This window comes from Streptomyces sp. NPDC040589 (genome assembly GCF_055594445.1).
Map to the genome: position 1 here is coordinate 477,409 of NZ_JBVIWP010000005.1, position 21,064 is coordinate 498,472.

Annotated in this window: 16 protein-coding genes; 10 read left to right on the forward strand and 6 right to left on the reverse strand. The window is 72.7% G+C overall.

What is annotated here, in order from left to right:
- Positions 1 to 312: 312 nt before the first annotated feature.
- Together ACZ58V_RS24950 and ACZ58V_RS24955 are read left to right on the forward strand one after the other, a co-directional pair.
- On the forward strand, positions 313 to 2,532 hold the full coding sequence (locus ACZ58V_RS24950) for a KR domain-containing protein (protein ID WP_471292380.1): 2,220 nt from the start codon (positions 313 to 315) through the stop codon (positions 2,530 to 2,532).
- Between the two features lie 27 nt (positions 2,533 to 2,559).
- Entirely contained in the window at positions 2,560 to 2,979 is a 420-nt protein-coding gene (locus ACZ58V_RS24955; RefSeq protein ID WP_382491709.1) for an ester cyclase, read from the forward strand.
- Positions 2,980 to 3,039: 60 nt separating this feature from the next.
- Here ACZ58V_RS24955 and ACZ58V_RS24960 read toward each other — a convergent pair whose 3' ends face one another.
- On the reverse strand, positions 3,040 to 3,519 hold the full coding sequence (locus ACZ58V_RS24960) for a nuclear transport factor 2 family protein (protein ID WP_399021809.1): 480 nt from the start codon (positions 3,517 to 3,519) through the stop codon (positions 3,040 to 3,042).
- 39 nt (positions 3,520 to 3,558) lie between these two features.
- On the opposite strand from ACZ58V_RS24960, the gene ACZ58V_RS24965 reads away from it, so the two are divergent.
- The gene (locus tag ACZ58V_RS24965; protein ID WP_468192935.1) at positions 3,559 to 4,518 is read left to right on the forward strand and encodes an SDR family NAD(P)-dependent oxidoreductase; all 960 of its coding nucleotides are present in this window, start codon (positions 3,559 to 3,561) and stop codon (positions 4,516 to 4,518) included.
- Positions 4,515 to 5,984: a cytochrome P450 gene (locus ACZ58V_RS24970; RefSeq protein ID WP_468192934.1), complete on the forward strand. Its 1,470-nt coding sequence runs from the start codon at positions 4,515 to 4,517 to the stop codon at positions 5,982 to 5,984. Before ACZ58V_RS24965 ends, ACZ58V_RS24970 begins: the two co-directional genes overlap by 4 nt.
- 407 nt (positions 5,985 to 6,391) lie before the next feature.
- Here the strand turns inward: ACZ58V_RS24970 and ACZ58V_RS24975 are convergent, their stop codons facing one another.
- On the reverse strand, positions 6,392 to 7,069 hold the full coding sequence (locus tag ACZ58V_RS24975) for a response regulator (protein ID WP_399021803.1): 678 nt from the start codon (positions 7,067 to 7,069) through the stop codon (positions 6,392 to 6,394).
- Positions 7,066 to 8,307, reverse strand: a complete 1,242-nt coding sequence (locus tag ACZ58V_RS24980) for a sensor histidine kinase (RefSeq protein ID WP_471292384.1) — start codon at positions 8,305 to 8,307, stop codon at positions 7,066 to 7,068. Before ACZ58V_RS24980 ends, ACZ58V_RS24975 begins: the two co-directional genes overlap by 4 nt.
- Before the next feature lie 181 nt (positions 8,308 to 8,488).
- Between ACZ58V_RS24980 and ACZ58V_RS24985 the strand changes: the two genes are divergently transcribed.
- Together ACZ58V_RS24985 and ACZ58V_RS24990 are read left to right on the forward strand one after the other, a co-directional pair.
- Positions 8,489 to 10,045 (forward strand): glycosyltransferase 87 family protein, encoded by a 1,557-nt coding sequence (locus ACZ58V_RS24985; RefSeq protein ID WP_471292387.1) that lies wholly within the window; start codon positions 8,489 to 8,491, stop codon positions 10,043 to 10,045.
- Positions 10,046 to 10,051: 6 nt separating this feature from the next.
- Positions 10,052 to 11,188, forward strand: coding sequence for a glycosyltransferase family 4 protein (locus ACZ58V_RS24990; RefSeq protein WP_471292389.1), 1,137 nt, complete (start codon positions 10,052 to 10,054; stop codon positions 11,186 to 11,188).
- Between the two features lie 48 nt (positions 11,189 to 11,236).
- Here ACZ58V_RS24990 and ACZ58V_RS24995 read toward each other — a convergent pair whose 3' ends face one another.
- A complete protein-coding gene (locus tag ACZ58V_RS24995) occupies positions 11,237 to 11,857 on the reverse strand; it encodes a TetR/AcrR family transcriptional regulator (protein ID WP_471292392.1) in 621 nt (206 codons plus the stop codon).
- 171 nt (positions 11,858 to 12,028) lie between these two features.
- Between ACZ58V_RS24995 and ACZ58V_RS25000 the strand changes: the two genes are divergently transcribed.
- From ACZ58V_RS25000 to ACZ58V_RS25010, 3 genes are read left to right on the forward strand one after another with little or no spacing between them, the layout of a single operon-like run.
- On the forward strand, positions 12,029 to 12,799 hold the full coding sequence (locus tag ACZ58V_RS25000; RefSeq protein ID WP_471292395.1) for an SDR family NAD(P)-dependent oxidoreductase: 771 nt from the start codon (positions 12,029 to 12,031) through the stop codon (positions 12,797 to 12,799).
- Positions 12,800 to 12,849: 50 nt separating this feature from the next.
- Entirely contained in the window at positions 12,850 to 14,655 is a 1,806-nt protein-coding gene (locus ACZ58V_RS25005) for a flavin-containing monooxygenase (RefSeq protein WP_471292397.1), read from the forward strand.
- A gap of 32 nt (positions 14,656 to 14,687) precedes the next feature.
- The gene (locus tag ACZ58V_RS25010) at positions 14,688 to 16,268 is read left to right on the forward strand and encodes a hypothetical protein (protein ID WP_471292705.1); all 1,581 of its coding nucleotides are present in this window, start codon (positions 14,688 to 14,690) and stop codon (positions 16,266 to 16,268) included.
- Between the two features lie 331 nt (positions 16,269 to 16,599).
- Here ACZ58V_RS25010 and ACZ58V_RS25015 read toward each other — a convergent pair whose 3' ends face one another.
- Together ACZ58V_RS25015 and ACZ58V_RS25020 are read right to left on the reverse strand one after the other, a co-directional pair.
- Positions 16,600 to 18,033, reverse strand: a complete 1,434-nt coding sequence (locus ACZ58V_RS25015) for a DEAD/DEAH box helicase (protein WP_468192923.1) — start codon at positions 18,031 to 18,033, stop codon at positions 16,600 to 16,602.
- A 163-nt stretch (positions 18,034 to 18,196) separates the two neighbouring features.
- A complete protein-coding gene (locus ACZ58V_RS25020) occupies positions 18,197 to 18,400 on the reverse strand; it encodes a cold-shock protein (RefSeq protein WP_030846597.1) in 204 nt (67 codons plus the stop codon).
- 349 nt (positions 18,401 to 18,749) lie between these two features.
- Between ACZ58V_RS25020 and ACZ58V_RS25025 the strand changes: the two genes are divergently transcribed.
- The gene (locus ACZ58V_RS25025) at positions 18,750 to 20,960 is read left to right on the forward strand and encodes an MMPL family transporter (protein WP_468192922.1); all 2,211 of its coding nucleotides are present in this window, start codon (positions 18,750 to 18,752) and stop codon (positions 20,958 to 20,960) included.
- Positions 20,961 to 21,064 lie beyond the last annotated feature (104 nt).

Here is a 21,064-nt window from a genome sequence, read left to right on the forward strand (position 1 = left end):
CCCGTACCGGCCCCGGGCGCACCCGTACGGCCTCCCGGCGTGCCCGATCCGGACCCTCGCGCGCCCGCACAGGCTTCCGGCGTGCCAGAACCGGCCCCCGGCGCATCCGCACAGGCTCCCGGTGCGCCCGCGCTGGTCCCGGGCCCACCCGCACCGGCCCCGGGCGCACCCGAACGGCCTCCCGGCGTGCCCGATCCGGACCCCCGTGCGCCCGCACAGGTTTCCGGCGTGCCCGATCCGGACCCCCGCGCGCCCGCACAGGTTTCCGGCGTGCCCGATCCGGCCCCCCGTGCGCCCGCACAGGCTTCCGGCGTGCCAGAACCGGCCCCCGGCGCATCCGCACCGGCCTCCGGCGGTGACGGGCCCGTGGACGCGATCGTCGATCTCACGGTGACCGGCGTCTCGCACAGGCACGGTGCGGCCGATCTGGACCGTGTCTGGCGTGAGCCCCTGTTGCGGACCGTCGCCGCGTTGCGGGGGCAGTACGACGACTGGTCGGGCGAGACCTCCGCCCGGCGGCTGTTCTATCTGGCCGTCACCTGTCTCGGGGGCGGTATGGGCCACCACCCCGACGACGACCTGGCGCAGCCGCTGGGCGGCATCTGGGCGGGTCTGGCCAAGACGCTGCACCGGGAGTTCCCCAACTGCAACGCCCGGGTCGTCGACGTCGGGCCGTCCTCCGTCGACGACCTGCCCGGCATCGTCGCGAGCGAGCTGGGCCGGCCGGGGGAGATCGAGGTCGGCCACCGCGAGGGGCGGCGACTGACCCTGTCGCCCGCCGCCCGGCCCGTCGGCCCGCCCGCGCTGGACCTGGGCGAGGGCGACTGCGTCCTGATCTCGGGCGGCGGCCGGGGCATCGGCTGGGAACTGGCCCGTACGCTCGCCGAACGGCACGGTACGCGGGTCCTGGTGACCGGCCGGGAGCCGTTCCCCTCCGAGGGCGAACCCTGGTTCGGCGTGGACGAGGCGGAGCTGAAGGAGTACGAGAAGCGGCTGTGGTCGGGCAGCGGCCGGGGCCGCCCGCTGCCCGAGATCCGCCGCGACATCGCCCGCACCCGCCGCCTGTGGGAACTCGCCCGCAACATCACCGCCGCACAGAAGCGCGGACTGCGCATCGAGTACGTGCGCTGCGACTTCACCGACCCCGAGCAGGTGCGGGACCTGGTGCGGCGGGAGGGCGACGCCCTCACCGGCGTCGTGCACAACGCGGGCGTGGACCACGCGGCCCGGCTGCCCAAGAAGTCCGACGACGACATCCTGCGGACGGTGGGGACGAAGATCGGCAGTTTCCTCCACCTCTTCGGCGAACTCGAGGGCAGCAGGCTCAAGTTCTTCTGCAACGTGGGCTCGCTCACCGGGCGCCTTGGCGGCATGGTCGGCCAGCTGGAGTACGCCGCGGCGAACGAGGGCCTGGCCCGGCTCGGCCGGTGGGCGGAGCGCCGCGCGGACTTCCCGGTGATGACGCTCGCCTGGCCGACCTGGGACCGCATCGGCCTCATCGCCAACTTCGCGGCGACCCGCCGCTACATGGCCCCGCTCGGCGTGGCCGACGGACTCGCCAAGTGGCAGGACGAGCTGCTGGCCGGCTCCACCGGTGAGATCACCTTCGTCGGGCCGCTCGGCGACGCGATCGACCCCGGGCAGGCCACCGGCTACCCGGTCGTTCCCGATCTGCCGGGACACTCCGAGGTCTATCCGAAGATCCACCACCTCGGGGAGGTGACCTCCTGGGAGCCGCACACCCGCCTGGTGTCGCGGGTCCGGTTCGACCGGGACACCACACCGGTCCTGACGGACTTCCTGGTGGACGGCGCGGAGGCGGTCCCGGTGAGCCTGCTCCTGGAGAACGCGCTGCGGGGCGCGGAGTGGATCGTGCCCCCGGACTTCCCGGAGCTGGAGGCCGAGTGTCTGGAGGACATCGTCGTCCCTCTCGACCTGCTGAAACTCCACGGCCCGGCGACGGTCCTGGAGCGTGAGGTCCGGGGCGTCTACGAAGGGCGTTCCTGGACCGTGGAGGTCCGCTTCCGGCGGCCGGGCGAACCGGAAGCCCCGGGCGCCGAGGCGAGGGTCCGCCTCCGCTACACGCCCGGGCCCGGGGAGACCCGCTCGCCCGCCCCGCCGCGCAGCGGCATCACCCCGATGACGACCTGGCGTTCGGGGCCCGCGCGGTTGCGCTGGCGGTCCTCGGTGGTGCCCCGCGCGCGCTGGACCAGGGGCGAGCGGGGCCGCTGGGAGGGCCGGGTACGCCCCTGCGCGCCCGGCGACCTGTGGGCGACACCCGCCGCCCCGCGCACCGCCCTCGCGGTGTCCGCGCTGGAGAACGTGGTGCGGCTGTGCGCGCGGCAGGGGCCGGGGCTCTCGGTCGCGGTGGACCCGCTGACCGTCGGCCGCGTCACCCCGCACGACCCCGAGGACGGCGACTCCCTCATCGAGGGGGACCCCGTCCTCGGCACCTGGAAAGTGAAGAACGCCTCGACCGGTGCCCGTGTCATGACGCTGACCGGATTCGAGGGCCCGGTCCCGGCCGGCTGAATTCCCGCAGAAAAGGAGCGCGAGAAAATGTCCGACACCCTGAAGAACAAGGCCGTTCTGGAGCGCTACTACGAGGAGTGCCTCAACAAGGGGAACCTCGACGTCATCTACGAGGGCGCGGCCCCCGACCACATCAGTCACGGCACCGCCCCGAACAGCGAGGAGGGCGTGGAGCACCTGAAGGAATGGGTGCGGATCCAGCGCGCTTCCTTCCCCGATCTGCATGTCACGGTGGACGACTGGATCCTGGAGGGCGACAAGGTCGTCAGCCGGTTCACCGCGCGGGGAACCCATACCGGGGAGCCGTACGAGGGGATTCCGGCGCAGGGGCGTGAATTCGCCGTTCCGGGAATCGTCATCGACGCGTTCCGGGACGGGGTGATCGTGGAGAGCTGGTTCTCGCTCGACGCGTTCGACCTCGCGAAGCAGCTGGGCGCCTTCGGCTGACCACGGCGGCGGCCCCCGGCGCCCCGGGCGAGGGGCGCCGGGGGCCGGCCGGGGCCGTCGTCACGCGGTACGGGCCGCCCGCGCGGACGCGTCCGTGATGGGCTCGGCATGGGCCTCGGCGTTGCCGGAGGCGGCGATGCGGTCCAGGGCACGCTGCAGGACGACGGTGTCCTCCAAGGTGTGGATCTCGGTGATGCGCCCCCACTTGAGATACATGAACTGCGTCATCACGTTGTCGTAGCGGGAGCCGTCCGGCAGCGGGCCGCCGATCCGGACGCGGGTGGCGACCTTCGTCAGCCAGGGGCCGCCGGAAATGATGATCTCCAGTGGCTCGAACTCCGCGTCGGGAATGAGGCGGAAGACCCGCTGCCACCACAGGCTCATGGATTCGACGGTATGCCGCTCACCGGAGAGCGCGTGCTCCCCGTAGAAAACATAAGTGAATTCCGGTGCGAGCGTGTCCACCATGGACTGCCAATTGCCGGAGTTGATGTCGGAAAACGCCTTGCGCAGCTTCGCTGCCACGATCCGGTGATACATATCCGCCTCCTTTCCGAAATGCCCCGCCCGAAACGGAAGATGAGGGAGACCTTGCCCACCGAGACCTTGCCCACCGAGACCTTGCCCACCGAACCGAGCCCGGTACTGATCACGGGCTGCTCATCCGGAATCGGCCGTGCCTGCGCGCTCAGGATGCACCGCGCGGGAATGACCGTGTACGCCACCGCACGCAGGCCCGAGACCCTCTCCCGACTGGCCGACGAGGGCATCCGCACCCTGCGGCTCGACGTCACCGACGAGGACAGCATGCGCGCGGCCGTCGACGCCGTCGAGGCCGAGCACGGGTCGGTGGGCACGCTCGTGAACAGCGCGGGGTTCGCCGCCTCCGGAGTCGTGGAGGAGATCGGACTGTCAGAGATGCGGCGGCAGTTCGAGACGAACGTGTTCGGGCTGGCCCGTCTCAGCCAGCTGGTCCTGCCCGGGATGCGGGCCGCCGGGCGGGGCACCGTCGTCAACATCTCCTCGATCTTCGGCCGCTACGCGGTCCCCGGCGGCGGCTTCTACCAGGCGTCCAAGCACGCCGTCGAGGCGCTGAGCGACGCGTTGCGGCTGGAGACGGCCGGCTTCGGCGTCAAGGTGGTCGTCATCGAGCCGGGGCCGGTGCGCACCACCAACTTCGGCGCGACGTACGTGGACAACCTCCCCTCCGTCAGCGCGGTGTACGACGAGTTCCGGCAGCGCACCGCCGAGTACTTCGAGGCCATCTACACCGGCAGCCGCCGCACCCTGGCGGGCACCTTCGCCGTCCAGGCCGACGACGTCGCCCGCGTCGTGACCCGCGCGGCCCGCACCCGGCGTCCCCGCGCCCGCTACACCGTCGGCTTCCTCGCCCGGAGCACCATCGCGCTGCGCCGCCTGGCCCCGGACGTGGTCTTCGACCACCTCTTCGTACGGCGCGCGTTCCCGGTGCCGCGTGGCGGCCCCCGGCGGACGGCGCCCCTGACCCGAACCGCTCCCGCAGGTAAGGACTTTCGATGAACACCCTCACCGCCACCCCCGCCCCCACGGCCCCCCGTACCGCCCCCGGCCCGAAGGGCGCTCCCGTCCTCGGCAGCCTCGGCCCGTGGCGCCGCAACACCGCCGAGTTCCTGCTCGGCCTGCAGCGCGACCACGGCGAGCTGGTCCGGATGCGGCTCGGGCCGATGACGGTCCACCAGGCCACCAGCCCCGACGCGGTCCGCAGGGTGCTGGTGGAGAACAACGCCAACTATGTGCGCGGGCCGCTGTACGAGCAGTTCGGCGTGGTCATGGGCAAGGGCCTGCTGACCACGGACGGCGAGTTCTGGCGCGGGCACCGCCGGGCGGTGCAGCCGGTGTTCCTGAAGAACGCGGTCACCGACATCGTCCCCAACATCGTCGAGGCGACGACCGAGATGCTCGACGAGTGGGAGGCGAGGGCCGCGCGCGACGAGCCGGTGGACCTGATGGCCGAGATGCTGCGGCTCACCCTGGTCACCCTCAGCCGATCGCTGTTCGCCTACGACATCAAGCCCGACGCGCCCGCGCTGAAGCGGATCGTCGACGACGTGGTGGAGGTGATGTTCCGGCGGGGCACTCCGTCCGAGATGCTGCCGTCCTGGCTGCCGACCGCACGCAACCGCAAGATCGCGAACATCCACCAGATCTTCGACAAGGTCGTCGCGGACGTCCGGGAGAACTACGCGCGGACCGGCGAGGGCCCGCTGATCGCCCTGATGGAGCAGGCCGAGGACCCGGCGACCGGGGAGCCGTGGACCGACCGGCAGCTGCGGGACGAACTGCTCACCATCTATCTGGCGGGCCACGAGACCACGGCCGTCTCCCTGTGCTGGACGCTGCTGTCGATCGCCAACCATCCGCAGGTGCAGGAGGAGCTGGACGAGGAGATCGGCCGCGAGCTGGGCGGCGCCACCCCCGACGCGGACAGCGCGGCCGGGCTGACGTACACGCGGATGGTGGTGGACGAGAGCCTGCGGATGTACCCGCCGATCTGGATCTTCCCGCGCGCGGCCGTCGGAGCCGACACCCTCGACGGGTACGACATCGAGGCCGGCTCGTCGATCCTGCTCTCGCCGCTCGCCTCGCACCACAACCCGCGCCACTGGGACAACCCGGTGGCCTTCGACCCCTACCGCTTCACCCCGCAGGCCGTGCGGGAGCGCCCGCGCATGGCGTACTTCCCCTTCGGGGCGGGCCCGCGGCAGTGCGTCGGCAACGCCATGGCGCTGCTCGAACTGCGGATCATCGTGGCGATGATCAACCAGCGCTTCAAGCTCAACCTCGTGCCCGGCGCCGCCCTGGGCTACGGCTCTCCCGTCATCTCCCTGCGGCCCCTGCGGGACGTGACGGTCCGTCTGCGCTCACGCGAGCACAAGCCGCACACCGTGACCCCGGTGACGTCCGACGCCACCACCGCGTCACCCACCGGGGGCTCGACGTGCCCCTACGGCGCGGGGGGCGCCTAGCCGCCGAACCCGCCCGGGGCGGCCGGCGCTTCAGTGCCCGGTGCCGCGCCCGGTCCCGGCCGGCAGCGGGGGCTCCGTCTCGATGACGTGGGCGGCCATGCGCGGCACGCAGGTGATGGTCCTCGCCAGGGAGGGCCTCGGCCGGGCCGGAGCGCAGGGCCCAGTCCTCCACGCCGACGCGCAGCGCGGTGTTCGGCATGCCCGCCTCCATACGGACCGCGAGGTCGCCGGCGGGCCGGTCCGTGCGGTCGGCGATCAGCGCGGCGAACGCGGCCTCCGCGTCGTGGTGTGCCGCCGGCCGGACGGCCCGCAGCCCCGGCTCGTCCCGGCACTGCCGGACGAGATCGCGCAGTGTCCGGGCCCGTGGCCCCATGGCGTCGTGCTGCCTCACCCGGCCTCCTCTGGCGTCAGCCGCCTTCCCCCGGCGTCACCAGTCCCGCCTCGTACGCCACGATCACCGCCTGCGCCCGGTCGCGGACTTCCAGCTTGGTGAAGAGGCGGTTGATGTGGGTCTTGACCGTGTGGTCGGTGATGGTGAGGTGGTCGGCGATGTCCGCGTTGGAGTGGCCCTGGGCGATGAGGAGGAGGACCTCGATCTCGCGGGCCGTGAGGCGGTCCAGGAGGGGCCCCGGGGTGGTGACCGGGCGGCGGGGGGCGAACTCGGAGATGAGGCGGCGGGTGATGCCGGGGGCGAGCATGGCGTCACCCGCGGCCACCACCCTTACGGCGTGCAGGAGTTCGGGGAAGGTGGCGTCCTTGAGGAGGAAGCCGCTGGCTCCGGCCGCGAGGGCGTCGAAGACGTACTGGTCGAGGTCGAAGGTGGTGAGCATCAGCGCCTTCGTGGCCCCCTCGGTCTCCCGGAGGATCGTGCGCGCCGCCTGGATGCCGTCCAGCCTGGGCATCCTGATATCCAGCAGGGCCACGTCGGGCCGGTGGGCCAGCGCGAGGGCGACGGCCTGTTCGCCGTCCTCCGCCTCGCCGACTACGTCGATGTCGTCCTGGGTGGACAGCAGGTTCACGAAGCCGGTTCTCACGACTGCCTGGTCGTCGGCCACGATCGCGCGGATCGGTTCCCCCGCCGTCACTCGTACACACCCTCCGCGAAGCTCTTCGCGCCCGCCCGCACCGGGAGTCCGGCCTCGACCAGGAAGCCGCCCCCGGGGCCGGCCGGCCCGCAGGCCAGACGTCCGCCGAGTAGCGTCGCACGCTCCCGCATGCCGCTCAACCCATGGCCGCCCGAGTCAAGTTGGCCCTTCTGAGGGCCCGGGCCGTCGTCGGCGATACGGACCCGCAGCTCGTCCTCCTCGTAGGTGAGGAGTATGTCGACCGCGGCGCCTCTCGCGTGGCGGCGGGCGTTCGTCAGGGCCTCCTGGACGATCCGGTAGGCCGTGAGTTCGAGGGACGGCGGGAGCACGGGGGGCCGGGTGCCCTCGGTGTGCAGGGTGACCACTCCGCCGGCCGACCGGTGGGCCTCCAGCAGGGCGTCCAGGGAGTCGAGCGTGGGCTGCGGCAGCACCGGGGCCGGGTCCTCGGAGCCGTCGTCCGCGTGCAGCACGCTGAGGAGCTGGCGCAGTTCGGTGAGGGCCGAGCGGGCGGACGAGGCGATCTGCTGGAAGCCGTCGCGCGCGGGCGGGGACAGGTCGGGCGTGGTGTACGTGGCGCTCTCCGCCTGGACCGCGATCACCGACACCGAGTGCGCCACGATGTCGTGCAACTCCCGTGCTATGGCCGCTCGTTCCTGGGCGGCGGCATGCCTGCGCTCCATGGCGATCAGCTCCCGCTGGGCCGTCTCCCGCGCCTGCCGGGACTCCTCCCGGCTGCGGAAGGCGTCCGCGATGCCGACCGTCGCCACGACGCCCACGGCCAGGACGAACGACTCCGTGAAGTACGACAGCGAGCCGTCGGCGCCCAGGGCGGGCGACCGGCCGCCGAGGTCGTACACGCCCGTCGCCACATGGCCCGCGTTGACGAGGAGCGAGCCCGTGATCGCGGCGGCGCTGAGCAGCGCCGGATGCAGGACGCGATGGCGCGCGAGGGTGTAGAGGCCCATGACCCCGGCCACCGCGACCGCCATCAGCAGCTCGGGCCGGAAGAGGAAGTTCAGCAGTGCCGCCGGTACCACCAGGAGTCCGAGCCGGGGTTCGCGCTGCCGCCACAGCAGCGGGAGCACCACGAAGGGCAGGGTCGCCAGCACCGTCGTCGAGGTGATGCGCGCGTGCAGGACCTCGGCCGCGGCCAGGAGGATCAGCAGGACGCCGGTGACGTACGGGTAGCGGGGGGAGCGCGGCCAGGCGGTGGGGCGCAGGGACGGCTTCTGACGCATCCCCACATTGTCGGCCAGAGGCCCTCCGGCTCGCGTCACCGTACGGGTTGACCCGGGTGCCGGGCGAGTACCACGGGTTGACGCCCAGGATCGGAATCCGGTGTGACGCTTCTCGACCGCCCCTTGCGAAGACTTGCCGGCAGTGGACCGACACCGGCAGGCAGGGGACAGGGGGAGCGGGATGCGGGGCGCTTCGAGAGGGCTGTTCGACTCGCCGGTGCCGTCGGCGGTAGCCGTGGGGACCGCCCGCCCCTGGGAGACGCTCTGTTGGACCGCCTGCGCGGTGTTCGCGCTGCTGCTCTCTCTACGCACGACCCTCACCCCGCACCAGGTGTGGGGCGCCTGCGCCGCCGCCGGATACGGACTCGCCGCGCTCGTCGCCCACTTCTCCGCGCGGCCCTGGGGCCGGGCGAGCGCGGCGGTGGCAGCCGTCGGGTCGGTGCTGGTGCCGCTGGCGTTCCTGGTCGCCGACGGGGCCCGGCAGCTGGAGGTCACGGTCGTGGAGCGGTCCGGCACGCTGCTGCTGAACTCCGGCACCCCGTACGTATCCGACCCGGCCGAACTGCGCGACTACAACCCGTACTTGCCCGGCATGGCCCTCTTCGGGCTGCCCCGGGCCGTCCTCGGTGACGTCCCGCTGGCGGACGCCAGGCTCTGGTTCGCGCTGGTGTCGCTCGGGGCGATGGGACTCGCGGCGCTGTTGTGCGGGGGGTCCCGGCCGTCCCGGCCCGGCTCCCTCCCGTGGTGGGCGGCCTCCCGGTCGTTCCGGCGCGGCACCGCCCTGCTGTCCTCGGGCGACCAGCCGTCCCGGCGGGTCTCCGCCTTGCTGTCCGCGGGCGACCGATCGACCCGGCGCGGCACTGTCCCGCTGTCCGCAGGTGAGCTGTCCGCGGGCGACCGACCGACTCGGCGCGGCACTGTCCCGCTGTCCGCGGGCGAGCTGTCAGCAGCCGAGCTGTCCGCGGGCGACCGGTCGGCTCGACGTGGCCCCGTGCGGTCTCTCCTCTGGCTCGCCGCGACCCCCGCAGTCGCCCTCCCCCTCGCCGTCGGTGGGGTCGACCTCCCGGTCATCGCCCTGATGTGTCTCGCGCTCGCCCTCGCGGGCCGGGGCGTCTCCGGCGCCGCCGGGCTCGCGCTCGGCGCCGCCGCGGCGCTGAAGTGGACCGCCTGGCCGCTGCTGCCCGTCGGGCTCGCGCTGCTCGCCGTGACCGCCGGCCGCCGGGCCGCTGTACGGGCCGGTGCCACGGCCGTCGGACTCGCCGTACTGGCCGTGCTGCCGGTCGCGCTCGCCGACCCGGGGGCGTTCGCCGAGCACGTGCTGCTCTTCCCGCTCGGCGAGGGGGCCACCGGGTCCCCGGCGACCAGCCCGCTCCCGGGCCACCTCCTGGCGACGTACGTGCCGGGGGGCTTCGCCCTCGCGGTGGCCGCGCTGGCGCTGAGCGCGCTCGCCCTGGCCGTGTTCCTCGTGACGCGCCCGCCGCGCAGCACCGTCGCCGCCGCCGACCGGCTCGCGCTGGGCCTCGGGATCGCCATGTGCCTGATCCCCGCCACCCGCTTCGGATACGTCGTCTACCCGCTCGTGCTGCTCGGCTGGTTCCGGCTCGTGCCGGCCGCCCGCCGTCCGGCCCGGCCAGGAGAAATGCCGTCCCATGCGCTCGGCGTACTTCGCGCTGTGCGCGCTCAGCCGCCGCGTGCGCCCCGCGCCCACCTGTTCACCGTGAAGCCGCTGGAGGACTGACCGGCCATGCCGCGCACGCTCGTCGTCACCAACGACTTCCCGCCCCGCCAGGGCGGCATAGAGACCTTCGTCCACGCCATGACGGTCCGCTTCCCGCCCGACCGGGTCGCCGTCTACACCTCCAGCACACCGGGCGACCGGGCCTACGACGCCCGGCTGCCGTTCCCCGTGGTGCGCGACCGCACCCACATGCTGCTGCCGACCCGGCGGGTGACCGCCCGTGCGGTGGAGCTGGCCTGCCGCTTCGACTGCGACAGCGTCTGGTTCGGGGCCGCCGCCCCGCTCGGGCTGATGGCCGGCGAACTGCGCCGCCGTACGGACGTCGAGCGGCTGGTCGCCACCACGCACGGGCACGAGGTGTGGTGGGCGCGCACGCCCGGCGCCCGCGCGCTGCTGCGCCGCGTCGGCGCCGGGGTGGACAGCGTCACGTACCTCGGTTCCTACACCCGGGCCCGGATCGCCGCCGCCGTCGGGCCGGAGGCCGCGGCGCGCATGCGGCGGCTGGCGCCGGGCGTCGACGCCGAGGTCTTCCAGGGCTCCGGGGCCGCGGCGGCCCGGGTGCGGGAACGGTACGGACTGGGCGACCGGCCGGTCGTGCTGTGCGCGGCGCGGCTCGTCCCGCGCAAGGGGCAGGACACGCTCATACGGGCGTTACGCCTGGTGCGCCGCAGCGTGCCCGACGCGATGCTGCTGCTGGTCGGGGACGGCCCGCACGTACGCGCCCTGCACCGGCTGGCCGCCGAGGAGGGGCTGGCCGGGGCGGTGGTCTTCGCGGGGGGCCACCCGCACGAGGACATGCCCGGGTTCTACGCCGCCGCGCAGGTGTTCGCCATGCCGTGCCGGACCCGCCGGGCGGGCCTGGAGGTGGAGGGTCTCGGGATCGTGTTCCTGGAGGCGGCGGCGGCCGGACTGCCCGTCGTCGTCGGCGACTCGGGCGGGGCGCCGGACACGGTCCGCGACGGGGAGACCGGCTTCCTGGCCGACGGCCACGACGTCCGGGCACTCGCCGACCGGCTCACGCTGCTGCTGGGCGATCCGGAACTGGCCCGGGACATGGGCCGCGAGGGCCGGGAATGGGTGCGGGAGCAATGGGGGTGGGCCGGGGCCCACGAGCACCTGACGTCCTTGCTGGGGGTGGGCTGAGGGCCAGGGGCGCCCGGACCCCCGAGACGGCCCCGAAGACCACCCCCGTCAGCGCTTCTCGACGGCGTCGACCATCCGCAACGCGCGCCGGACGGTCTCCGCCAGGGACGGCCCGGCCGCCGGGTCGGACCGCAGCGCCCAGTCCTCCACCGCGATGCGCATCGCGGTGTTCAGCACGCCCGCCTCCACCCGGACCGCCAGATCGCCGACGGGCCGGCCCGTGCGCTCGGCGATCATCGCGGCGAATGTCGCCTCCGCGTCGTAGTGCGCCTCCAGCCACACCGCGCGCAGCCCCGGCTCGTCGCGGCACAGCAGCAGCAGGTCGCCCAGGGTCCGCAGACGGGGTGTGGCGTCGTCGTCGTACCGGACGCTCAGGATCGCCTCGGCGAGTGAGCCGTGCTCGTCCCGGCCCTCCCGCAGATGCTCCGTCAGCAGTTCGAGGCCCGTGGTGAGCAGGGGGCGTACGCACTCCTCCTTGGAGCGGAAGTACCGCCACAGCGTGCGCGTCGACACCCCCGACGCCGAGGCGATGTCCTCCGCGGTCACCGCCGCCACGCCCTTGGCGGCGAAGAGCCGCACCGCCTCCTCGGCGATCTCCATACGCGTCTCGGCACGCCGCCGCTCCGTCAGCGGTGGCCGCCCCGTGGCCCCACCTGCTCGTCCGGCCATGCGCCCTCCTCGACTTGCCGTGCTCACTCTATTTTACGTCGCGTCACGTCTGACTGGCGTGAAACGACCTGTTGGCACATCGCGTCTTTATGTCGCACTGAGACAAAAACCAGTACCGTGCCTGACGCCACACCACATCGCGCCGCGCGACGCGACGAGCAGAGGAGCGCCATGGGAGCCACGGGTCTGTCGGGCAAGAGCGTCATCGTCACCGGAGCCGCCTCCGGCATCGGCCGCGCCACCGCCCTGCGGTTCGCCGAGGAGGGAGCGAAGGTCGTGGTCGCCGACCTGAACGAGGAGGGCGCCAAGAGCGTCGTCGCGGCCATCGAGTCCGAGGGCGGAACGGCCGTCGCCGTCACCGGCGATCTGAGCGACGGCGCGGTGGTTGACGCGGTCGTGGCCGCCGCGGTCGGCACCTTCGGCGGCATCGACGTCCTGGTCAACAACGCGGGTGTCATGGACAGCATGTCCGCCGCCGCCGACGTCACCGACGCCGAGTGGGAGCGGGTGCTGCGGGTCAACCTCACGGCACCCTTCCTGCTGGCGCGTGCCGCCCTGCCGCACATGATCGCCGCGGGCGGCGGCGCCATCGTCAACACCGCGTCCGAGGCGTCACTGCGGGGCAGCGCGGCCGGGACGGCGTACACCGTCTCCAAGCACGGGGTCCTCGGCCTCACCCGGTCCCTCGCGGTGATGTACCGGGACCAGGGCATCCGCACCAACGCCATAGCCCCGGGCGGCACGACCACCGACATCACGGCCGATGTCCACATCGACCGGGAGGCCCACGGACCGACCGTCGTCGGCAGGCACTTCGTCAACATGGGCCGCATCTGCGCACCGGAGGAGCAGGCCGCCGCCATCGTCTATCTCGCCTCCGACGCGGCGAGCGGCGTCAACGGCGTCATCCTGCCGGTGGACAACGCCTGGGCCGCCGTCTGACCCCACCCGACCCCTCACCTACGGCACACCGCGAGAGGAAGAGGACACCCATGTCCACCCCCCACACCCCCGTGTCAGCCCTGGGATTCGACCCGGACGCCCTGCGCGAGCGGTACCGGGCCGAGCGCGACCGGCGGATCCGTCCGGACGGCAACCGTCAGTACCGCCGTACCGCGGGCGAGTTCGGCCACTTCGACGAGGACCCGCACGCCGAGCCCGGCTTCACCCGGGAGCCCCTGCACGACCACGTCGAGGTGGCGGTCGTCGGCGGCGGGTTCGGCGGCCTGCTCGCCGCCGCCCGGCTGCGCCAGGCGGGCCTGCGGGACATCCGGATCATCGAGAAGGGCGCCGACTTCGGCGGCACCTGGTACTGGAACCGGTACCCGGGGATCCACTGCGACATCGAGTCGTACGTCTACCTGCCCCTGCTGGAGGAGCTCGGCTACGTCCCGAAGTGGAAGTACGCGCCGGGCGAGGAGATCAGGGAGCACGCCGAGGCGATCGCGCGGCACTTCGACCTCTACCGCGACGCCTGCCTCCGGACACAGGTGAGCGAACTGCGCTGGGACGAGGCCGAGTCCGTGTGGGTCATCGGCACCGACCGCGGCGACCGGATGACCGCCCGGCACGTCGTCGTGGCGACGGGCCTGCTCAGCCAGCCCAAGCTGCCCGGGATCGAAGGCATCGAGACCTTCAAGGGGCACATGTTCCACACCAGCCGCTGGGACTACGACTACACCGGCGGCGACGCGAACGGCGGTCTGACGGGGCTCGCCGACAAGCGCGTGGCCCTCATCGGCACGGGCGCCACGGCCATCCAGGTCGTCCCGCACCTCGGCCGGGACGCCCGGCACCTGTATGTGTTCCAGCGCACCCCGTCCTCCGTGGACGTGCGCGGACAGCGCCCCACGGACCCCGAGTGGGCCGGCTCGCTGAAGCCCGGCTGGGCGCGGGAGCGCAGGGACAACTTCCTCACGGTCGTCACGGGCGGCCGCGCCGATCAGGACCTGGTCGCCGACGGCTGGACCAGCAGCGCCCGCCTCCAGCGGAAGCTCATCCCGACCAACAGCTACGACGCCCTCACGCCCGAGGAGCGCGAACGCCTGGAGGAGATCGCCGACTTCCAGAAGATGAACGAGCTGCGGGCCCGGGTGGAGAGAATCGTCGAGGACCCGGCGACGGCCGAGAAGCTCAAGCCCTGGTACCGCTACATGTGCAAGCGGCCCACCTTCAGCGACCTGTACCTGGAGACCTTCAACCGGCCGAACGTCACTCTCGTGGACACCGCCGACCACGGGGGCGTCGAGCGCGTCACCGAGCACGCCGTCGTCGTGGGCGGGGTGGAGTACGAGGTCGACTGCGTCGTCTTCGGCACCGGCTTCGAGGTCGGCGTCTCCGGGCTGCTGTCCGGGCAGCTCCCCGCGTACGGCAGGGAGGGCACCGCCCTGCTGGAGTCCTGGCGGAAGACCGGCCCGAGGACCCTGCACGGCTTCTACAGCCGGGGCTTCCCCAACCTGTTCATGCTCGGCTCCGTACAGAGCGCCAGCTCCGTGAACTACGTGCACGTCCTGGACGAACAGGCCACCCATGTCGCCGAGGTGATCGCCGAGGCACATCGGCGCCAGGCCCCGTGCGTGGAGCCGACCGCCGAGGCGGAGGAGGCCTGGGGGGCCACGATCCGTGAGAAGTCGGTGGACCTGTACACGTTCCAGTCGGAGTGCACCCCCGGCTACTACAACGGCGAGGGCATGCCCAGGCCCCGCAGCGAGTCCTACGGCGACGGCCCGGTCGCGTTCTACGAGCTGATCAGACGCTGGCGCGCGGAGGGCGGCATGGACGAGGTGCTGGGATCGTGACGGGCGGTTCGAGCAGGTACGACGCGCGTGAGATGCGCAGTCCCGGCCGGCAGGCCAGGCGTCTCAACTCACCGAACCCGCTGTGGGGTTCCAACGGCGTGGCGTTCGGCCCGGACGGGCGGCTGTACGTCGCCCAGTTCCTCGCCGGGAAGATCAGCGCCGTGGACCCGGCGACCGGGGACGTCGAGGTCGTCGTCCCGATGGACAGCCCCGTCGAGTCGCCCGACGACCTGGCCTTCGGGGCGGACGGCTCGATGTACATCGCCGACCTGGTCCCCGGCCGGGTGTGGCGCCGCAGCCCCGAGGGCGAGTACACCCTGGTCTCCGCCGAGGTGCAGGTGCCCAACGGCATCACCTGCGTCGGCGACCGGCTCTTCGTCAACGAGATGAAGATGAACGGCCGTCTGCTGGAACTCTTCCCCGAGGGCGGCGACCCGGTCGTCCTCACCGACGGGCTTGCCTTCGGCAACGCGATGCAGCTGGGCCCGGACGGCTGCCTCTACTACCCGCACATGATCAGCAGGCAGGTCTGGCGCGTCCCCCCGGACGGCGGGGTGCCCGAGGTGGTCGCCGAGGACGTGCACGACCCGGTCGCGGTCCGCTTCGACCTGGGCGGTCTCCTCCACGTCCTGTCGCGCGGCCCCGAGGGCATCGTCACCCGCGTCGACCTGCACGGCACGGGCGCGCGCTCCCTGGTCACCAGCGGGGTCACGGGCCTGGACAACGCCGCGTTCGACGCGGAGAACCGCATGTTCGTCTCCAGCTTCGCCAGCGGCGGCATCACGGAACTGCGTCCCGACGGCCGCACCCGCCCGGTCGTGCCCCGCGGCCTGGACGGCCCCTACGGCGTGACGATCGACCTCGGCGGCACGGTCTACGCGGCCGACCACTACCGGCTCGTCCGCCCGGAGCACCCCGACGAGGGCGGCTCGGGCGACGTCGCGACGGAGATCCTCCAGCCCTTCTTCCACGGCATCACGGCCGACGGCGAACTCCTGCACACCACCTCGCAGTTCGGCACCGTCCAGACCTACGACCCCGCCGCCGGCACGACCCGGCTCAGGGCGAACGGCCTGAACCAGCCCCTGGGCATCGCGACCCGGGCCGACGGTGCCCTGGTCGTCGCCGAGACAGGCGCGGGCCGCGTCGTCGCCATCGACGGGACCGACACGGTGACCGTCCTCGCCGAGGGCCTCGACCACCCCGTGGACGTGGCCTTCGACGCCGAGCAGCGCTGTTACGTCAGCGACGACCGGCGCGGAGCGATCCTGCGCGTCGACGACGGCGAGGCGGTGCCGGTCGCGGAGGGACTCGGCGCCCCGCAGGGTCTCGCCGCCCACGGCGACGAACTCTTCACCGTGGACACCGAACACCGACGGCTGTGGTCGGTCTCCCTGACGACGGGCGCCGCCCGCGTCGAGGCCGAATCGCTGGCGGTCGGCATCCCGCCGGGCACCGACCCCCGCCCGGCCCCTGCCCTGTTCACCCACCAGGTCCCCGGCCTGGCCCACCGGTTCGCGGGCCTCACCGCGGCCCCGGACGGTTCTCTGCTGCTGTCCGCGAACGGGGAGGGCACGGTGGTGCGGTTGTCTCCGGCGCGGGGCGACAGGTAGGGGCTGTCGCGCGGCGGGGTGGGGAGGACGGTCATGTCCGAGGGTGCCTGGCCCATGGGTTCGCGGGCCTCACTGCGGCTCCGGATGGTTCTCTGCTGCTGTCCGCGAACGGGGAGGGCACGGTGGTGCGGTTGTCTCCGGCGCGGGGCGGCACGTAGGGGCTGTCGCGCGGCGGGGGTGGGGAGGACGGTCATGTCCGAGGGTGCCTGGCCCATGGGTTCGCGGGCCCGACCGCGGCTCTCCGGCGCGGAGCGACCCGTAGCGACACGTGGCGACACGAACGGGGCGGCACGGAGCGCGGATCGCGCTCCGTGCCGCCCCGTTCGGCGGTTCAGCGGCGGCGGCCCCGGGAGGGCCTGCCGCGCCGTGCGCGCGGGGCGGTGCCCGTGCGGGCGGGGCGGTTCTCGGCGGGCGGCGGGGTGAGGACGACGGGCACGCCCGAGGGTGCCTGTGCGCCGGTGATGCGGTTCAGTTCGGCCTCGCCCGAGCGGACCCGGGTGATCCGCGGCGTGATGCCGGCGTCCGCCATCAGACGGGCCGTCTCGCGCCGCTGGTGCGGCAGGACCAGCGTGACGACGGTGCCCGACTCACCGGCCCGGGCGGTACGGCCGCCCCGGTGCAGATAGTCCTTGTGGTCGCCGGGCGGGTCCACGTTGACGACGAGGTCGAGGTTGTCGACGTGGATGCCGCGGGCGGCGACGTTGGTGGCCACCAGGACCGTGACCTCGCCGTCCTTGAACCGGGCCAGGGTCCGGGTCCGCTGGGACTGGGACTTCCCGCCGTGCAGGGCCGAGGCGCGGACCCCGACGGCCAGCAGCTTCTTGGCCAGCCGGTCGGCGGCGTGCTTGGTGTCCAGGAACATGATCACGCGTCCGTCGCGGGCGGCGATCTCCGTCGTGGTGGCGTGCTTGTCGTCGTCCTCCACGTGCAGCAGGTGATGCTCCATCGTGGTGACCGTGTTCGCCGACGGATCGACCGAGTGGACCACGGGGTCGTGGAGGTAGCCGCGGACCAGGCGGTCGACGTTGCGGTCCAGCGTGGCCGAGAACAGCAGCCGCTGGCCATCGGGGCGCACCTGGTCGAGCAGGGCCGTCACCTGCGGCATGAAGCCCATGTCGGTCATCTGGTCGGCCTCGTCGAGGACGGTGACCGAGACCCGGTCCAGCCGGCAGTCGCCACGGTCTATGAGGTCCTTGAGCCGGCCGGGCGTCGCGACGACGACCTCGGCACCGGCGCGCAGCGCGCTCGCCTGACGGCCGATCGACATCCCGCCGACCACCGTGGCGAGCCGCAGCCGCAGCGCGCGTGCGTAGGGGGTGAGCGCGTCGGTGACCTGCTGGGCCAGTTCCCTGGTGGGCACGAGGACGAGGGCCACCGGCTGCTTGGGCTCGGCCCGCTGCCCGTCGATACGGGCCAGCACGGCGAGGCCGAAGGCGAGGGTCTTGCCCGACCCCGTGCGTCCGCGGCCCAGGACGTCCCGCCCGGCCAGCGAGTTCGGCAGCGTAGCCGCCTGGATCGGGAAGGGCTCCACCACGCCCTCGCCCTGCAGCGCGGTCAGCAGCCGCTCGGGCAGGTCGAGGTCGGCGAACGCCTCGACGGCGGGCAGGGCCGGGGTGAGGGTGGCGGGCGGCGCGAATTCGCCGCCGGGCGCCGTACGGCGCCGGGGGCCGCCGCGTCCCGCGCCGGCCGTACGGGAGGAGTTGTTCCGGCCCCCCGTCCTGCGGGAGTGGGGCGAGCCGTTGTTCTTGCGAGCGGTGCGATCCAAGGGGATCCTTCCTCGATGCGGCACGTATCGGGGAATTCCCGGAGGTCAGACGGCCTCTAGGGGGCCGCACCAGGATTCGCAAGACTGAGCCGGGTAGGGAATGAAACGTGCGGGGGCCCGCACCACATGGGTGCGGGCCCCGATCACGTCGAACGCGTCAGCGTCAGGCGGGAACGATGTTCTCGGCCTGCGGGCCCTTCTGGCCCTGCGTGACGTCGAAGGTGACCTTCTGGCCTTCCTGAAGCTCGCGGAAGCCGGAGGTGGCGATGTTCGAGTAGTGGGCGAAGACGTCCGGGCCGCCACCCTCCTGCTCGATGAAGCCGAAGCCCTTTTCCGCGTTGAACCACTTCACGGTGCCAGTTGCCATAGTGAATCTCCCTTGAGGGGCAAATACCCGAGATCCGCACTTTACGGACTCGGAGTCGCCGCAATGATCACCCTCGGAGAGATCCGAAAATCCTCGGAAACTAAAAAGAGTGCTCGTCGACAAAGGTCGATAGAGCACTCGAAGTCTCTGGGAACCAAAACTGCAACACCAGCCAAGGTAGCACAGGTCGTCTCGGAGGGTCGGGGAATGTCGTACCCGAGGTGGACACGGGGGCCGGTCGTACTGCGTTCTCAGTAGCCCGGATTGTCGGCAGCCGCACGACGACGCGGGGGCCTTGTCACGGACACGCTGGGCGGACGATCGACACCGGATGTGGAGACCTGCTGCCGTGGCAACTTTCCTGTATCGAGTGGGCCGTCTGGCCTTCCGGCGACGCTGGTACGTCGCCCTGGTCTGGGCGGCCGTGCTGGCCGCCGTGGGGCTCGGCGCCCTCAAGGCGCCGGGGGCCGTCGACGAGGAGTTCTCGATGCCCGGCATCGAGTCCCAGAAGGCGTTCGACCTCATGGAACAGCGCTTCCCCGGCGCCACGGCCGACGGGGCGACCGCCCGGGTCGTCTTCATCGCGCCGGGCGGCGAGAAGGTGACCGCCGCCGAGAACAAGGAGGCCATCGAGAAGGCCGTGACCGGCCTCGGCGACGGCACGCAGGTCGCGAGCGCCGTCGACCCGTTCCAGGCGAAGACGATCAGCAAGGACGGCACGACCGCCTTCGCGACCGTCACCTACAAGGTCAAGTCCACCGACCTCACCGACGCCGGCCGGACCCAGCTGGAGCACACCATCGAGTCAGCCCGGGACGCCGGGCTGACCGTCGAGGCGGGCGGCACCGCGCTGGCCGCCGAGGGCGGGCCGGGCGGCATGGCCGAGGTGATCGGCGTCGCGATCGCCGCCGTCGTGCTCCTCGTCACCTTCGGCTCGCTGGCCGCCGCCGGGCTGCCCCTGCTGACCGCCGTCATCGGCGTCGGCGTCAGCATGGCCACGATCCTCGCCCTGGCGAGCGCCCTCGGCCTGTCCACCACCACCGGCACCCTGGCGATGATGCTGGGCCTCGCCGTCGGCATCGACTACGCCCTGTTCGTGGTGTCCCGCTACCGGGAGGAGCGCGCCAAGGGCAGTACGCCGCAGGAGGCGGTCGGCATGGCCGTCGGCACGGCCGGATCCGCGGTGGTCTTCGCCGGGCTCACCGTCGTCATCGCGCTGGCCGGGCTCACCGTGGTCGGCATCCCGATGCTCACGAAGATGGGCCTGGCAGCGGCGGGCGCGGTCGTCGTCGCCGTACTGATCGCGCTGACCCTCGTCCCGGCGTTCCTCGGCTTCTGGCCGAACGCGGTGCTGCCGCGCCGGGCCCGCAAGAGCGGCCGGATCGTGGAGAGCACCGAGACCAACGGCGGCGCCCGCTGGGCCCGGTTCGTCCTGCGCCGCCCGATACCCGTCCTGCTCCTCGGCGTCGTCGGCCTCGGCGCCCTCGCGCTGCCCGCGGCCGACCTCCAGCTGGGCATGCCCGGGGACGAGGCCAAGCCCACCTCCACCACCGAGCGCCGGGCCTACGACGCGCTCGCCGAGGGCTTCGGTCCTGGCTTCAACGGGCCGCTGACCATCGTCGTGGACGGCAAGGGCGCCGCCGACCCCAAGGGGGCCGCGGACTCGATCGCCCAGGAGATCGGCGCCACCAAGGGCGTCGTGTCCGTCTCCCCGGCGCGCTTCAACGACGCAGGCGACACCGCCGTCTTCTCCGTCGTGCCCTCCACCGCGCCGACCGACGAGAAGACCAAGACCCTGGTGACGACCATCCGGGACGAGCGGCCCGGCATCGAGTCCGGCACCGGCGCGAGCTACGAGGTGACCGGCAGCACCGCGATGAACATCGACATCGCGGAGAAGGTGCAGGCCGCGCTGGTCCCGTATCTGATCGTGGTCGTCGGTCTGGCGATCGTCCTGTTGCTGGTGGTCTTCCGGTCGCTGCTCGTCCCGCTCAAGGCGGCCCTCGGCTTCCTGCTGTCGGTTCTGGCCTCGCTCGGCGCGGTCGTCGTGGTCTTCCAGCAGGGCCACGGCGCGGAGCTCCTCGGTGTGGAGCAGACCGGCCCGATCATGAGCCTGATGCCGATCTTCCTGGTGGGCATCGTCTTCGGTCTCGCGATGGACTACGAGGTGTTCCTCGTCTCACGGATGCGGGAGGCGTACGTTCACGGCGAGTCGCCCGCGCAGGCGGTCACGTCCGGCTTCCGGCACAGCGCCCGCGTGGTCGTGGCGGCGGCCCTGATCATGATCGCGGTCTTCGCCGGATTCATCGGCGAGAGCGACTCCATGATCAAGATGATCGGCTTCGGGCTCGCCTCCGCCGTCCTCTTCGACGCCTTCGTCGTACGGATGGCGATCGTGCCGGCGGTGCTGGCCCTGCTCGGCGGCAAGGCGTGGTGGCTGCCGAAGTGGCTCGACCGGGCGCTGCCCCGCGTGGACGTGGAGGGCGAGGCGCTCAGCCGCCGGCCCGGGACGGATCCGGCCCCGGACACCGCCCCCGAGCTGGAACCGGCGCGCACCTGACGCACCCTCCCCCCACCAGGGCCGCCCGTGGCGAAGGACACGGGCGGCCCCCCGGGCGTTCCCGCCCGGAGTCGACCACGATGGTCCCAGCCCCACCGACCGGA

Excerpts from the sequence above, each read along its gene's own strand:
- ACZ58V_RS24955 (WP_382491709.1), top strand. The coding sequence starts at position 2,560 with ATGTCCGACACCCTGAAGAACAAGGCCGTTCTGGAGCGCTACTACGAG.
- ACZ58V_RS24960 (WP_399021809.1), bottom strand. The coding sequence starts at position 3,519 with ATGTATCACCGGATCGTGGCAGCGAAGCTGCGCAAGGCGTTTTCCGAC.
- ACZ58V_RS24965 (WP_468192935.1), top strand. The coding sequence starts at position 3,559 with ATGAGGGAGACCTTGCCCACCGAGACCTTGCCCACCGAGACCTTGCCC.
- ACZ58V_RS24970 (WP_468192934.1), top strand. The coding sequence starts at position 4,515 with ATGAACACCCTCACCGCCACCCCCGCCCCCACGGCCCCCCGTACCGCC.
- ACZ58V_RS24980 (WP_471292384.1), bottom strand. The coding sequence starts at position 8,307 with ATGCGTCAGAAGCCGTCCCTGCGCCCCACCGCCTGGCCGCGCTCCCCC.
- ACZ58V_RS24985 (WP_471292387.1), top strand. The coding sequence starts at position 8,489 with ATGCGGGGCGCTTCGAGAGGGCTGTTCGACTCGCCGGTGCCGTCGGCG.
- ACZ58V_RS24990 (WP_471292389.1), top strand. The coding sequence starts at position 10,052 with ATGCCGCGCACGCTCGTCGTCACCAACGACTTCCCGCCCCGCCAGGGC.
- ACZ58V_RS24995 (WP_471292392.1), bottom strand. The coding sequence starts at position 11,857 with ATGGCCGGACGAGCAGGTGGGGCCACGGGGCGGCCACCGCTGACGGAG.
- ACZ58V_RS25000 (WP_471292395.1), top strand. The coding sequence starts at position 12,029 with ATGGGAGCCACGGGTCTGTCGGGCAAGAGCGTCATCGTCACCGGAGCC.
- ACZ58V_RS25005 (WP_471292397.1), top strand. The coding sequence starts at position 12,850 with ATGTCCACCCCCCACACCCCCGTGTCAGCCCTGGGATTCGACCCGGAC.
- ACZ58V_RS25010 (WP_471292705.1), top strand. The coding sequence starts at position 14,688 with ATGCGCAGTCCCGGCCGGCAGGCCAGGCGTCTCAACTCACCGAACCCG.
- ACZ58V_RS25020 (WP_030846597.1), bottom strand. The coding sequence starts at position 18,400 with ATGGCAACTGGCACCGTGAAGTGGTTCAACGCGGAAAAGGGCTTCGGC.